This is a genomic window from Rummeliibacillus pycnus, assembly GCF_044359855.1.
GTDB lineage: Bacteria > Bacillota > Bacilli > Bacillales_A > Planococcaceae > Rummeliibacillus > Rummeliibacillus pycnus_A.
Genome location: NZ_CP132291.1, coordinates 4,285,936 through 4,299,210 on the forward strand (window position 1 = coordinate 4,285,936; position 13,275 = coordinate 4,299,210).

Here is a 13,275-nt window from a genome sequence, read left to right on the forward strand (position 1 = left end):
TCTTAGTCTATTGAACCTGAAGAAAGATCAATAAAAAAACAACAGATTTGCGAGTGGGAAAACAGGGGTTCATTGATATTAAAGTTATTTAATTTTAAAACCTTTAACAGTATACGCCATCCTGCCCATTCCAGTATCTGAATGCCATTTTTATAAGATTATTTTTCAAATCCATAATGAAAAAGCTAAGAATTACTTCTTACGTTATCGAAAATAAATTAGATCTTTAAAGCTGATTAATATCGTTCTGATGTTGCGACATAGACTGTCTGGTTATCGAGTGGACTCCTTTTAGGTTATTCAATGGTCTGAAACGAGTATCGAATGGTCCATTCTGAATTCAACACTCAACGTCGATGATAGCCAATTGGGTTATGTATCTAGGAAATGGGATTGTATTAATCATGTATAATCCCAATGAACTTTCCAATTGTAATGAAAGTGAAACACCATAAAAAAGCACCAATCGCAGCAAACGTAATATATGTTTTTAATTCCATTTTGCCGATTCCCGCAAAGTAACAGGTTACATGTCTGAAACCGGGAATAAAGTACCCGAAAACAAGTGAATACGGCCCATATTTATTCATCCACCTTTCCACTTTCATCATTCTCTTTTCTTTCAATCCGATCCATTTCCCATATTTGGCTATTAAAGGACGACCAGCTTTTCTTCCGATTACATAACTTATCATCATCCCCATAAGCGCTCCAGCAAAACTAATGAAAATAGAAAGTTCATAATTCAGGATATGAATATTTGTAAAATAACCGACAATTGTCATTAGGACTTCATCGGGTACCGGCAATCCAACTATGCCAAGAATCAACATTAAAAAAATTGCTAGATACCCATAAGATGCGATTAATTCCTGAATTGTTCCCATTTTTCCACCTCGGAATTTTCAACCGTAAGTCTTTTAAAATGTGGAAACTTAATTGTGCTTACCATCAAATATGAAAGTACACATGTGCTTAATGCCAATACGATTGAGTTATTCATGAAACTTAATATAACAAGACATATTCCTGCTAATGGAATAGGCATTCCAATGAATGTCGGAGACTTGCTTTGAAGAACATTAAATCTGGAAAGGCGAATCGCTCCACAAGTGCCATATGCCAGCGTACACAAAATCCCAATAAACGGAATACTATACAACGCTACATTATAAGCGAGCATAGCAGGAGCCACACCAAACGTGATCAAATCAGCAAAAGAATCCAGTTCCTTCCCAATGTCCGAAACTGCATTTAGTTTACGTGCGACCATGCCGTCGAAAAAGTCGAGAAACATACCAAAAAAAATGAAGAACACTGCTGAATAGAAATCTTGAAAGAACAAAGAACGAATGGCAAGAAGTCCGCAAATAAAGTTTCCAATTGTAATCATACAGGGTATATATTTCATAGTTAAATAAACCTCCAAATAATTCAAAACAACACAATGATAAAAAATAGTCTTACAACACACCTTAAAAATAGAGAAGAGGTTTCATTTGGCAAATGTTTTTGTAGCGAATGTAAAACGTAAGCTACAGAACAGTGTCTAATTTAGAGAATTCAATTAACTTTTACCAATTACCTATCCTCACCTTTTCAATTTGACTGAATAAATTAGGTAACATATAAGATGCCTTGGGGAGGATGAAGATGATTTATTATTGTCCTTACTGTAATCATTTGATCGATTATGCAACAAGAAATAACACGACGATCATTGATGAATGGAATTACGTTCTTGCTCCGCCTCCGCCTAAGCTGCAAATTGTCACTGTTGATCCGAAAACAAGCGCACTGCTCGTTTTAGATATGGAAGCGACGATATGTAATAATCCTCGCTGTATTGCATCCATCTCAAATATCAAACCGTTACTGACGAAAAGCCGTGAACGGGGCATGTTAGTTGTCTATAGTCTTACACATAATGGAAATGCCTCAGATATTGCTCCTCAGCTTTCTCCCTTGTCCAATGAACCTGTTGTGAAATCAAACGTTGATAAATTTTATGAAACCGATCTCGATCAAATCCTAAAAGAGCACGACATTAAAAACGTAATCGTTACCGGGTATGCAGCTAATGGTGCAGTTCTTCATACAGCGACAAGCGCTGCTTTTCGGGGATATCATGTCATTGTTCCTGTTGACGGAATTTCAGCATTTAATCCTTATGCCGAACAATATACATCTTGGCATATGTTGAATAGTCCGGGGACCCGGAACAAGGCCGTTTTAACCAAAAGTGATTGGATACAATTCGGTCGTCCTTATTAGTGATCCTATTTCACAATCAATTTATTAATATTTCCTAAAGATAGAAAATAATCAAACTTTTTTATAAATATCAAACTTAAATCTGTTGAATAAGAATCCCTTTTGATCAATCTTTTTTCAAAAGGGATTTTTCAAATTTATCGTGAAATATGGGTTTGTCTAGGCCCACAAAGAGAGTTACTTTGAAGAACCACAGGAAAAATTTGGGTTTTGATTGTTCCGAAGGCTTCCCGCACTTTTCTAATTATTCCACCAAGCTTTCTGTCAATTGTTTTTCTTTCCACACAAATGTAATACCGAGGCCAATGACCATAATAACAGCTGCGAAAAGGTAAGGATAGTGGATGTTTACGTCAAATAGTATTCCGCCTAACATTGGTCCGATGATATTACCTAAGCTCGTATAGGTTGAGTTCATTCCAGCAATAAATCCTTGTTCGTTACCGGCAGTTTTTGATAAAAATGTCGTCAATGCCGGACGTAACCGCTAATATTGCACCTGCAATTAAACATAATTGGATCAATTTCTTTTCACCGAGTTTATCTATCATTTTTCCAAACATAAATATTTGTACTATAACACCGAAGATTGAGCTTATTGTAATAATGGCTGCAATGTCCTTCGGCGTGAAGCCGAATTTATGATCAGAAAATAGGCTGAAAACAGTTTCATATGCAGATAAACCGAAGGCGAGTACAAATACAATGATAAATGGAATGAAATAAAGTGGATTAAGTGATTTTTTTAAATCGTTTATAAAGCTTGTTTGCTTTGTTTTAGCAGAAATCTCTGCAAGCTGTTCCTTCGTTAGCGGCTCTTTTAAAATAAATATTGATGAAATACACGCTAAAAAGGCAATTGCTGCCGCAAAGAAGAAGGGCATGCGTATACCGTATTCAGCAATAAAGCCACCAAAGCCAGGTCCTATAATAAAGCCAGTACTAATTGCGGCAGAAATATAACCCATCGCTTTTGGTCGTTCCTGAACTGATGTAATATCTGCAACATATGCAGTAACACCTGGCATAATAAAGGCGGCACTAATTCCCCCTAACATTCTTGATAGATAAAGCACCGATACATGCGTGCCTAAACCAAAGATAAGTTCTGAAATACCAAAAAGGAATAAACCAATTGTGATGATTTTCTTCCTGCCATAACGGTCAACCCAACGACCTGCGAGTGGTGACATAAGTAGTTGTGCCACCGCAAATACGGCGACAAGATTACCCATCGTTTTTCCTGATAAATGCATGATATTCATAAATGATGGCATAACTGGAATGATGAGACCAACTCCGAGAAATGCAATGAATATATTGCTTAGAAGAATAATTAATATCGACTTTTGTTCTTTTATTGTTTTTTTCATATATTAACATCTCTTTCTATAAGTATCATTGTTGTGAAATACCTCTGAATGGGTTCCGAATTAATATCTTTTGAATCCATCTTCTTGCTACGTAGAACTGCACCACTGTTTAAATATTGCTTATTTTATTTTGCGAATTTTAATTCCATTTGTAATTATTCCATAGCTTCTTTTGTTAGTATTTTTAACATTTTTTCAAATTGTTCTATTTCCTCTGCGGTACATTTGTTTTTCAAATTTGTAATTATTTTATTAATAAAATTATCATTAAGAGAGTAATACTCCATAAATTTATCTGTTACTTGGAGGTAATATACACGTTTATCTTTTTCGTCATTGAATTTTGTAAGATACCCTTTTTTAATCAATTTGTTGATTCTATAAGTTGCATTCGGCTGTGATATATTAAAAAACTCTGCAAGCTCGCTATAGGTAGGTTTTTTTAAGAAATATACAACTTCAAGGCATGCCATTTCTACAGCACTTAAATTTTCAATCTCTACTTGGCCGTGAGCGGTCTTTTTATAAAAATTCATAGTAAGTTTCATATACAAATCTTCAAAGAGTTCATTCAACACATTATTTTCTCCTTTCTGCAATAAACTTAAAAAAATTTAATTAAAATATTTTAAGTTTATGTTAAATTAAATAAAATTCATTGTCAAATGATATGAAAAACTAATGAAATACGGTAGAAAGGTTGATTGAAGAAGATATGAACTTAATGTTGCCCTTGTAGAAAAAATTGAAGCGGAAGGCAGCGATAAAAATCTTTTGTATTATCTGATGCATTTCCAAGCAGGGAAGGGAAGGAAAGGAACGGAAAAAGCAGTGAAACTATATGAGGATATACGGAAGCTTAGAGTATGGTGCCAGGTACTCACAGAATTATTTTAGGATTTAGTATTTACAAGTCATTTAAACATTCGAATATTATTAGGCATATTTAAGTGAGAACTTATTGATCAATGAGCTTGGTAATATTTTGCGTATGTTGGTATAAAACAAAGTTTGATAACAATTTATTATAAACACTACATCTTTTTTTGTAATCTAAGCTAACAAGAAAGATGCTTGCTTTATAAGAATAATATAGCTACCGAATTGAAGACTAGACACCTAGCAAAAAGCTATCATTATCAATGCATAATCAAAAAGTAAATTTAGCGAAAAGGGAATAAAGATGTAAATAAACTTTAAACCACTTATTCCGTCTTTCTCTTTTGTAAATATGGTAATAATGAAATTACCCCAAGGATGACTAAACAAGATCCAATCCACAGCGGAGATACAAAATCATATCCTTTCCTTATTCTAACACCACCTAGTGACGAACCTTATGCTAAGCTGAAAACAGATTAAACTTTCAAAGCATTTGATAGCAACACAGTTTTTCCTTTGGTTGGTGTACAGAGATAATAAAGTCGTTTAATTTACAATAAAGTCGTTTAAAATCCGCCAGTCATGTTATTCAACAATCGGGCCAGGGATTGCCTAAATAATAAGCTTTTGAAATAATTGGTATTGAGTTAAAGGGCAGGATTGTTCAATAACTACAGTGAATTACAAAAGTTTAAAAGGGTGAATTAATATGAGGAAGTTTTTATACTCTGGTTTAGTACTAATTTTAGGTTTGGTCTTTACTGTGTTCCTTGGTGGAAGTCTTGGAGGTGGGGATGGAAGAATAAATAGCGGAGTCTTTAATTCTGCTATGTCTGGATTAATCTTTGCAATAATTTTTCTTAGTGCCACCATTGTTTTCTCGACTTTAATGATAATTGAAGAACTAAGAAGAACTAGGTGGAAATTTAATTGGAGGGCTTATCAATTATAGGGCGCAATTCTATAGTAGAAATTGCGCTCTTTCTTGATGTATAGGGCCAGATTGTGGAGGAAAGTAATCACCTATTTCTGTATAATCCAATTGAGATTATCAACAAATGAACTTACACTAACGGTGGGGTTAATTTAGGATACAATACTTTGAAGAGGTGTCACATGAAAATAGATAAATGGATTCCTTTAGCAAACATTAATGATAAAAGCAAGATATGGGCGGGGACAAGAGTTAGATTATACAATGTGGGCTTAAATGTTGAAGATAGAAATGATGATTATTACGAATACTTAGTTTCGTATATTTATGATAACGCTGAATTTTTGCAGCTAACAAATTTGTCTCCTGAAGAAGCAGGGAATATAATTTGTATTTTACAAAAGGATTTACCCAATCATTATGCTTTAGGTAAAACATTAAAGAAGATGATAGGGGTAGAAAATACATTTGTATTAGAGGAATAATAACTATTGTGAAATTTTATATAGGGGTTTGTATTAATTAAGCTACCGGAGGCTTTATTTTAAATAATATAAGTTTGAGAGATGTTTTAGTTATTCCATTAAAGGGCGCGTTTACTTAGAAACGCGTCTTTTATTTAAAGTGTCATTTTGTTGAGAAAAGTAAACACATATTTATAATGCAATCGAGATTGTGGAGGATTACACTTGAACTAACGAACCAGGTTAATTGAACAACAAAAATATAGATGAGGGAATTAGATGAAGACAAACGAAGAAGCAATTTGGGGAATAATAAAAAATATTTTTTCTTATGTTAAATACCTAACCTTATCAAAAGAAGAAAAGACTGAAGTTAATATAAGTTTAGTTAAAGAAAAATATTGGTTCCAAGAATTAGTGATTACTCAACCATCTGTGCTTAAATTGATAGAAGGAGATAAAGAAATTAGGCAATATTTTTCATCGAGAAAGAGGGTTAGAAATTTGCTAAGGGACAAAAAGGAACGTCAGCGATTTAAAGGGCTATTAAAGGGTAAATTGAATTGAACTAACGATCTGCCACAATCGGGCGCATTTCCAGAGTAATGGATCTGTGCTTTTTACATTAAAGGGCCAGACTGTTGAATAAAATGGTAAATTGTATAGTGAAGATTGTGAAGAATTCACTTAAACTAACGCAGTATTTAGTTAAAGAATAAGAAAGATGAAAGTATATATAAGAAAAACTAAAAATAGTTTAATGTGTTATAATTGTGAATATATAACTGTTTAGTAGAGAATAGCAATTGCTTTAAATAAGGGGATTTAAAATAATTGGTATATAACAAAACAGTAGTTTTGTATGGGATCAATCCTATTTATAATAGATAAGAGGAGTGAAGGGAATGAAAGAAAATCTAAAAATTGCTTGGATAACTTCATGGTTTGCACTTGTGGGGCAGTTAGCAATTTTCATAGGAGTGGCGATATTCACAACAAATTGGCGGTTTGTAATGTGGAGTTTTATGGTGAGTATGATTGTAGGGGTTCCTAGTATGATTAATACTTGGCGAGCACAGAAAAAAGCGAATAGCAATAAAAACAACGGAGCTGTCTGGGACTGAACCCTTAAAATGAGACAGTCTCAAAAAAGCATCATCCAACCAGTTGTCGATATTGAATCGGCGACTGGTTGTTTAGTTTTATTTGAATTCGAGTATTGTTATAATAAGTTATATAGTCCCGTACGGTTTGCTCTACAATTGCCGTTGTAGTGCGAGTTAATCCGTCGAGATAGAACGTTTCTGACTTTAGCGTCGCATGAAACGATTCGATTGGGGCATTATCAGCGGGCGTTCCTTTACGGGACATGCTCATGGTAATGCCTTTTGCTTTTACTGCTCTTTGATACGTATAGGACGTATAAACCGAACCTTGATCGCTATGAAGAATACATCCTTCGGGTAAATTATCGATTTGAGACAGTGTATCTAATACAAATGTTGTGTCCTGACAATCTCCAATCGAATACGCTACAATCTCACTATTATATACATCTAAAATACTTGAAAGATATAATTGCTTTCCCCCAAAAGGCAAGTACGTAATATCGGTTACTAGTTTTTGCAGTGGCTGCGTTGCTTTAAATTCTCTGTTCATTAAGTTTTCAGCTACATAATAGGGTTGTCCAGTAGCTTTACGCTTTTTCACTTTCACACGACATTGCCAATTATATTTTTGCATAACACGTTGAACAACTTTATGGTTTACTAACTCCTCTTTTCGTAAAAGAGCTGTAATTTTTCGATAACCATATCTGAATTTATTTGCTTTACATAAATCGCCTATCTTTTGTTCAAGAGCGATTTTTGATTTTGTATTGGTTGATATTTTCTTCCAACGATAATAAGTAGATCTTGGTACACCTAAATGAGCACAAATTATTTGTACTGTTACTTTCCCTCTGTATGAATCGATTAATTCCACTGCTACTTGTCCAACCACTTCCTCTCCAATTCTGCGTACTTTTTTAACACTTCAATTTGTTGTTTCAAATAACGATTCTCCATTTCTAATCTTGACTGTTCGCTTTCATATTCAGGACCTTTACCGAAGGTATATTGTTTGCCAACTGGCTGTTCAAAGCGATGAATTTCTCCATTTCTATACCATCGCATCCATGTTTCTACCTGTGTTTTATTTCGAATGTTCAAAGTTTCCATTACTTCCCGTACTGGAATTCCCGCTAATTTCATTTCAATTGCTTTCATTTTTATTTCATACGGATAACTTACTCTTGTCCCCATTAGAAAAAACACCTCCAAAGAAATAGTTAGGTAACTAATACCCGAATTCCTTTAAAGATGCTTTTTTGTTTTGTCTAACCCAGTGGGGTCAGTTCAGTCTTTTAAGATGACCTTTTTTATTGAACTAAACCAGCTAATAGAAGGATAAACGTTATTCAATTAATGGGCGCTATCCTTGAAAAAGGATAAGTGTTCATTTTTTCATTTAAGGCCATTTTCTTTAACAAGGAATATCGCTATCCCATTGCCTAAAGGCTGGCCCATAGGATATTTACATTAATCATACGTAGCATATTTAGTTAACTGCTCAAATTCTTTGTCAGAGATATGTCGATGGGAATAGGATAAAACAGTATAATTGGTATCTCCTTTGTCAGCGGGTATCCGGATAGTCATACGAATTAACTTGTATGGAGGGCCATGCGCACCTTCAAATCCGATCACTCTTAATGTAATGTCATATCGATCGTTTCCAGATACCTTTTCTATTCTCCCATATTCGAATAACTGATTATCACCGTGCTTTTGCATTATATCAAGAATTGTTCCATCTAAGCTTCTTAGGAATGCCCTTTCCATTAAACTTGGAAATTGATTTTGGGGTATTGCTTCAGTATCCACCTTTGCTTCTGTATTTTCTCCACCTAAACTGAGCAGAAGAAAAGTGATAATGAATATGGGGAGTATAGTTTTATTCATTAGGCACACCACCTTTTGAAAGATATAATTCCCATAATGATGGAGTTTATCCTTGTATCAGGAGAATATATTCAGGTGCGTTTTACTTAAAAAGACATATTCAACAATCGGGCGCTATTATTAAATATAACCTAGATTTTTAAACGACTTTATTGTTATATTTTTAAGTACAGTGAAGAATCTTATATAGAAAATAAAACAAGCATAACCCCGTCCTAAGTTTAGAACGGGGTTATGCTTGTTTTAGGTTTTAAAATTAAATAAATTTATTGTCTTTTTTCAGTTGGATCATACCGTATCTCTACATAGATAAAATTCGTTTATTTTTTATGTGTATGTCTACCAAGACCGATTGCTTCAATGGGTCCTTTCGTAATAATTCTAAAAAGAATCGAGGCCATTTCTTCTGGTGATTGCTTCATCCCGGTATTTAGCCATTGTTGGATCACTCCTAAATGAGCGGCCGAAATATAAGTTGTCAAGATTTCAATAGGTACAGTTGTTGAAGGATTATTTAATTTTTTAAAGAAGAAGTTTTGAATCATGACTTCTTTTAATTTTTCCTGAAATGAGGGGTCCCCATTTGGTCCAAGAATAGCTCGTAAAAAGTCGGCATTTTCTCGCATATATTCTAAAATTGTAACGATAAAAGGAAAAGGTTTTTCGTTTGCGATTAATACTTCTAAATCGTATACCTGTACGTCACGTACATTCTCTAAAATGTTTTTTATAACTTCGTCTTCACATTGTTCCAATAAGTCATATTTGTCCTGATAGTGTAAGTAAAATGTACCTCGGTTAATATTCGCTCTTTCCGTTAAATCTCGAACGGTGATCGCTTCAAAACGCTTCTTTTCCATTAGCTCTGTCAATGCTTGCTTAATTTCACTTTTTGTTTTCAGTATTCGGCGATCTTGTTTGGATTGAGTCATAAAAACATCTCCTAAATCAATAGATAATGAACATATAGTATATAAGTGTTTAAAAATCAACAAGGTGAATTTTATTGTTTATTGTATATTACACTATCTTGAATATAATAAACAGTATGTTTATAAATGAACATCGTGTTCATTATCTGAAAGGAGAGATTTGATGAAGAACTATAAATTTTTAATACTTGCACCAATTGTTGCGTTGCTGTTGATTTTCATCTTTAGTTGTACGCAAATTCCAACTGCTCATCAAACACCAAAAAACTTGAAAATTGCGGTAGTCAATGAAGATCAAGGCATAGGCAAGAATAATGTGGGTGAAACCATCTTGAAGGGTATTCAACAAGCGTCTGAAAAGAATAAAACGAATGACGAGCCAATGATTAAATGGGACCTAAAAAATCAAGAGGATATGCAAAAAGGAATGGATGACCAAAGCTATTATGGGGCAATCGTCATTCCATCGGATTTTAGTGAAAAATACATGTCTTTACAAACAAAATCACCTGTTTCACCAGAAATTAAACTTTTGGTGAATCAAGGGAAAAATGCCAATATAGCAAATGTAGTAAACCAAGCTTTAAATGGAATAGTTGATAAAATCAACGGAAAAATGAGTACAGAAATATTAAGTGCATTACAAGCAAAGAATGCAAAATTATCGGTAGAGCAGGCTAAAATTTTAACAACACCGATTACAAAATCAACGACAATGGTTCATCCAACGGGTACCTTAAGTAATGCACCTTTATCGCTGTTCCAACCACTTTGGTTTGGTAGTCTAATAGGAGCAGTTTTTATCTATCTTTCAATGCAAAAACGTAGCTTTAACAATCAAAAAGAAAAATTGGGAGCACGATTACTTCAGCTATTGGTTAGCTTGTTGATCGGTGTTGTAGCAGGATTTGGCCTAACTTGGGTGGCATCATCAATACTAGATTATGAGTTTCCAAGTTTTATGGATACAGCGCTATTTTTAACTTTAGCAAGCTGTAGCTTTACATTAATGATATTCGCTGTCCTAAGCTGGATTGGATTTGCGGGTATTCCGATATTCGTATTGTTATTATTCTTCGGCATTCCTTTACTACAAATGACACCAGAAGTAATGCCAGCCTTTTATAAGGACTGGATCTATCCTTGGCTGCCAATGCGCTTTATGACAGAAGGATTACGCGAACTATTCTTCTTTGATGATTCAATAAGTTGGAATACATCTACCATAGCCTTGGAGTGGATCGCAGATGTTAGTTTAGCTTTGGCTATTTTATCTGTTTGGAAACCGAAGAAAAAGAAGGTTGAAGTTGAAGAATTACAAGAGAATAGTAGTATGAATCCTCAAGAATTTAGAAAGACTATTTGATTTATTGAGGCCCATTTGAAATTTGGGAAGAGTATCGATAAAACAGATTCCTACTCATAAAGTATCTAGATAATGAATAAATTTTTTATTATCAAGATTGTTTATAGAGGGGGATGTGTTTGCTCAATCAGGGAGACCTTCTTTCTATTTTACAATTAGGCACTGGTCTTTTTTGGATTATTGCTTATATGTTAATCATCAAACGTGGATTTCAAGATAAAAATTATGGAATGCCGATGGTAGCCATTTGTGCAAATATTTCATGGGAATTTATTTTTACATTCATTTTCCGACATACGGGGCCACAAGAAATGATTACACTTATTTGGTTTTTACTAGACATTATTATTTTGATGCAATATCTAATCTATGGACGAAAAGAAAACAAAAGTGCTATTTCATCAAAGTATTTTTATTCGTCATTTCTCTTAGCACTCGCAGTTAGTTTTCTTATCATCATGGCGATGACATATGAGTTTAATGATGTTGAAGGGAAATATGCTGCCTTTTCACAAAATCTAATGATGTCTGTACTATTTATTTCTCTATTATTAAGAAGAGGTAATTTAAGCGGTCAATCTATGTCTATCGCGATTTTTAAAATGCTAGGAAGCTTATTTGCTGGTATTGCATTCTATATTTATTTCAGAACAGAACTGATTACGATACTTTCAATTGCTACTTTTATATATGACATGATTTATATCTTTCTTTTGCGAAAGTTTTATAGAAGAAATAGGCGAAAGTTTGCTATTTAGATAGTTTGTAGTTAAAAAGGTTTAATGCAACTACTATTCAGGGGAAATTCGTGTAAAGGTGGATGAATAATGAAAAGGACTGTAAATGCAGTCCTTTTTATTATTTCTATATTTTGTATCATAAAAAGAATACATTTATGAAAAGAGTTGGTGAACGACGGAGTTGCCATTTTTTCATCGAACAGTTAGATAAGCTACTCTTTAAGCGCAAGTTTAAAAGTGAGTAGGAAGATGTTTCTATCTTATAATTCATATTTTAGTGAATTTATCCTGTTTTAGTGATGTTAAGTAATTTGTTGTTTCTATTATGGTAAAATAAATCGTAAATGATAAATATTGGATAAAATTTTATAAGAAAAAGGATGGGGTAACTAATCATGAAATTTAAAAAATTCTTAATTTTCGCTTTAACTGCCTTACTAGCAATCACGGCTCTAACAACAGTGCAAACTTCAGAAGTACAAGCAAAAAATCTTGACTTCGAGTACAAGCATAAAACAACATCTGAATACACCATAAGAGAAATGAAGGCGCAAAAGAATTACACATCTGCAAGAAATTCATCCGATTCAAAGTATGAAAAAAGTTTTTATGCTAGTAATAAACGTATTTATGGTTCAGGTTATGTTGTTTTGAAAAAGAACCAAACAGTAACTCTACAAGGGATAAAAGTATCAGTTAAAAATGGCTATTTTGTAACCCCAGGTCAGACTAAGAAAGTCAGCAAGGTTATGAAAAATACAAATAAAGTGTTTGTCGAGGATAAGTTAGTAAGTAACAGCATTGTTGTAAAAGATGGGGTAACATACTTAAACGGTAAAAAACTTACTGGTACAATGAGTCATAAGTCTGTGCATAACAAAGATTTATTTCTGAATTTTTACAACGGTAGAATACTAAAAGTACTAGAAACATACTTTTAAATCGTTTACTTAGAACAAAGAAAGAGGATAAGAAAATGGCAAGTATAATGATAATAGATGATGCTTTATTCATGCGTAAAATGTTTATCCAAATTCACCTTTAGAAATAAAATTTAAAAAAAGCGATAAGCGAAGAAAAAAGGCGTCCCAAAAAGGATAGCCTTTTTGGGGTTAAGGAGAAGTTGATATCTTCCATTTTTAATTGCTTGTTGATCTATCCTACTTTTTACAATTTTACTTAGGAATTACGGAGGGTTTTATAGTCAATAAATAATAAATAAAAGCTAAAATTTAATGGAATTTTAAAAGTGGATAGGAAGATATTTCTATCTTATAATTCGTATTCAGTAAATTTATCCTGTAT

Annotated in this window: 13 protein-coding genes and 1 pseudogene; 7 read left to right on the forward strand and 7 right to left on the reverse strand. The window is 33.4% G+C overall.

The genetic code is table 11. The features are described from left to right. Positions 1-398 precede the first annotated feature (398 nt). Positions 399-887 carry a DedA family protein gene (locus Q8X41_RS20850; protein ID WP_397538165.1) on the reverse strand — a complete coding sequence of 163 codons (489 nt, stop codon included), beginning with the start codon at positions 885-887 and terminating at the stop codon, positions 399-401. Further along, complete coding sequence (gene pssA, locus Q8X41_RS20855; RefSeq protein ID WP_397538166.1) at positions 866-1,411, reverse strand: CDP-diacylglycerol--serine O-phosphatidyltransferase; 546 nt, start codon at positions 1,409-1,411, stop codon at positions 866-868. Before pssA ends, Q8X41_RS20850 begins: the two co-directional genes overlap by 22 nt. Positions 1,412-1,653: 242 nt before the next feature. Here pssA and Q8X41_RS20860 point away from each other — a divergent pair, with 242 nt between their 5' ends. After that, entirely contained in the window at positions 1,654-2,274 is a 621-nt protein-coding gene (locus tag Q8X41_RS20860) for a cysteine hydrolase (RefSeq protein ID WP_397538167.1), read from the forward strand. A gap of 244 nt (positions 2,275-2,518) precedes the next feature. Here the strand turns inward: Q8X41_RS20860 and Q8X41_RS20865 are convergent. Both Q8X41_RS20865 and Q8X41_RS20870 read right to left on the reverse strand, forming a co-directional pair. Beyond that, positions 2,519-3,647, reverse strand: a pseudogene (locus Q8X41_RS20865) (MFS transporter). 155 nt (positions 3,648-3,802) lie between these two features. After that, on the reverse strand, positions 3,803-4,225 hold the full coding sequence (locus tag Q8X41_RS20870) for a MarR family winged helix-turn-helix transcriptional regulator (RefSeq protein WP_397538168.1): 423 nt from the start codon (positions 4,223-4,225) through the stop codon (positions 3,803-3,805). 1,420 nt (positions 4,226-5,645) lie between these two features. On the opposite strand from Q8X41_RS20870, the gene Q8X41_RS20875 reads away from it, so the two are divergent. The 3 genes from Q8X41_RS20875 to Q8X41_RS20885 all read left to right on the forward strand — a co-directional run bounded on the left by Q8X41_RS20875 (position 5,646) and on the right by Q8X41_RS20885 (position 7,051). Beyond that, the gene (locus Q8X41_RS20875) at positions 5,646-5,948 is read left to right on the forward strand and encodes a hypothetical protein (RefSeq protein ID WP_397538169.1); all 303 of its coding nucleotides are present in this window, start codon (positions 5,646-5,648) and stop codon (positions 5,946-5,948) included. Between the two features lie 258 nt (positions 5,949-6,206). Continuing rightward, complete coding sequence (locus tag Q8X41_RS20880; protein ID WP_397538170.1) at positions 6,207-6,494, forward strand: hypothetical protein; 288 nt, start codon at positions 6,207-6,209, stop codon at positions 6,492-6,494. Between the two features lie 338 nt (positions 6,495-6,832). After that, the gene (locus tag Q8X41_RS20885; RefSeq protein ID WP_397538171.1) at positions 6,833-7,051 is read left to right on the forward strand and encodes a hypothetical protein; all 219 of its coding nucleotides are present in this window, start codon (positions 6,833-6,835) and stop codon (positions 7,049-7,051) included. Positions 7,052-7,082: 31 nt separating this feature from the next. Here the strand turns inward: Q8X41_RS20885 and Q8X41_RS20890 are convergent. The 3 genes from Q8X41_RS20890 to Q8X41_RS20900 form a co-directional block, all read right to left on the reverse strand. Next, positions 7,083-8,233 (reverse strand): IS3 family transposase gene (locus Q8X41_RS20890; RefSeq protein ID WP_397538172.1). Its coding sequence is split into 2 segments (ribosomal slippage): positions 7,083-7,960 and positions 7,960-8,233, totalling 1,152 coding nucleotides; the frame shifts between segments, so codons are not numbered across the junction. A gap of 276 nt (positions 8,234-8,509) precedes the next feature. After that, entirely contained in the window at positions 8,510-8,932 is a 423-nt protein-coding gene (locus tag Q8X41_RS20895) for a hypothetical protein (RefSeq protein WP_397538173.1), read from the reverse strand. A 320-nt stretch (positions 8,933-9,252) separates the two neighbouring features. After that, positions 9,253-9,864, reverse strand: coding sequence for a TetR/AcrR family transcriptional regulator (locus Q8X41_RS20900; protein ID WP_397538174.1), 612 nt, complete (start codon positions 9,862-9,864; stop codon positions 9,253-9,255). A gap of 163 nt (positions 9,865-10,027) precedes the next feature. Between Q8X41_RS20900 and Q8X41_RS20905 the strand changes: the two genes are divergently transcribed. From Q8X41_RS20905 to Q8X41_RS20915, 3 genes are all read left to right on the forward strand, one after another. Continuing rightward, positions 10,028-11,230 (forward strand): YhgE/Pip domain-containing protein, encoded by a 1,203-nt coding sequence (locus tag Q8X41_RS20905; protein WP_397538175.1) that lies wholly within the window; start codon positions 10,028-10,030, stop codon positions 11,228-11,230. A 119-nt stretch (positions 11,231-11,349) separates the two neighbouring features. Next, positions 11,350-11,988: a hypothetical protein gene (locus Q8X41_RS20910; RefSeq protein WP_397538176.1), complete on the forward strand. Its 639-nt coding sequence runs from the start codon at positions 11,350-11,352 to the stop codon at positions 11,986-11,988. 377 nt (positions 11,989-12,365) lie between these two features. Further along, positions 12,366-12,911, forward strand: a complete 546-nt coding sequence (locus Q8X41_RS20915) for a hypothetical protein (RefSeq protein ID WP_397538177.1) — start codon at positions 12,366-12,368, stop codon at positions 12,909-12,911. The last annotated feature ends 364 nt before the right edge of the window (positions 12,912-13,275 follow it).

Coding starts and splice junctions, on each gene's coding strand:
- Q8X41_RS20850 (WP_397538165.1), bottom strand. CDS start 887: ATGGGAACAATTCAGGAATTAATCGCATCTTATGGGTATCTAGCAATT.
- pssA (WP_397538166.1), bottom strand. CDS start 1,411: ATGAAATATATACCCTGTATGATTACAATTGGAAACTTTATTTGCGGA.
- Q8X41_RS20860 (WP_397538167.1), top strand. CDS start 1,654: ATGATTTATTATTGTCCTTACTGTAATCATTTGATCGATTATGCAACA.
- Q8X41_RS20875 (WP_397538169.1), top strand. CDS start 5,646: ATGAAAATAGATAAATGGATTCCTTTAGCAAACATTAATGATAAAAGC.
- Q8X41_RS20880 (WP_397538170.1), top strand. CDS start 6,207: ATGAAGACAAACGAAGAAGCAATTTGGGGAATAATAAAAAATATTTTT.
- Q8X41_RS20885 (WP_397538171.1), top strand. CDS start 6,833: ATGAAAGAAAATCTAAAAATTGCTTGGATAACTTCATGGTTTGCACTT.
- Q8X41_RS20895 (WP_397538173.1), bottom strand. CDS start 8,932: ATGAATAAAACTATACTCCCCATATTCATTATCACTTTTCTTCTGCTC.
- Q8X41_RS20900 (WP_397538174.1), bottom strand. CDS start 9,864: ATGACTCAATCCAAACAAGATCGCCGAATACTGAAAACAAAAAGTGAA.
- Q8X41_RS20905 (WP_397538175.1), top strand. CDS start 10,028: ATGAAGAACTATAAATTTTTAATACTTGCACCAATTGTTGCGTTGCTG.
- Q8X41_RS20915 (WP_397538177.1), top strand. CDS start 12,366: ATGAAATTTAAAAAATTCTTAATTTTCGCTTTAACTGCCTTACTAGCA.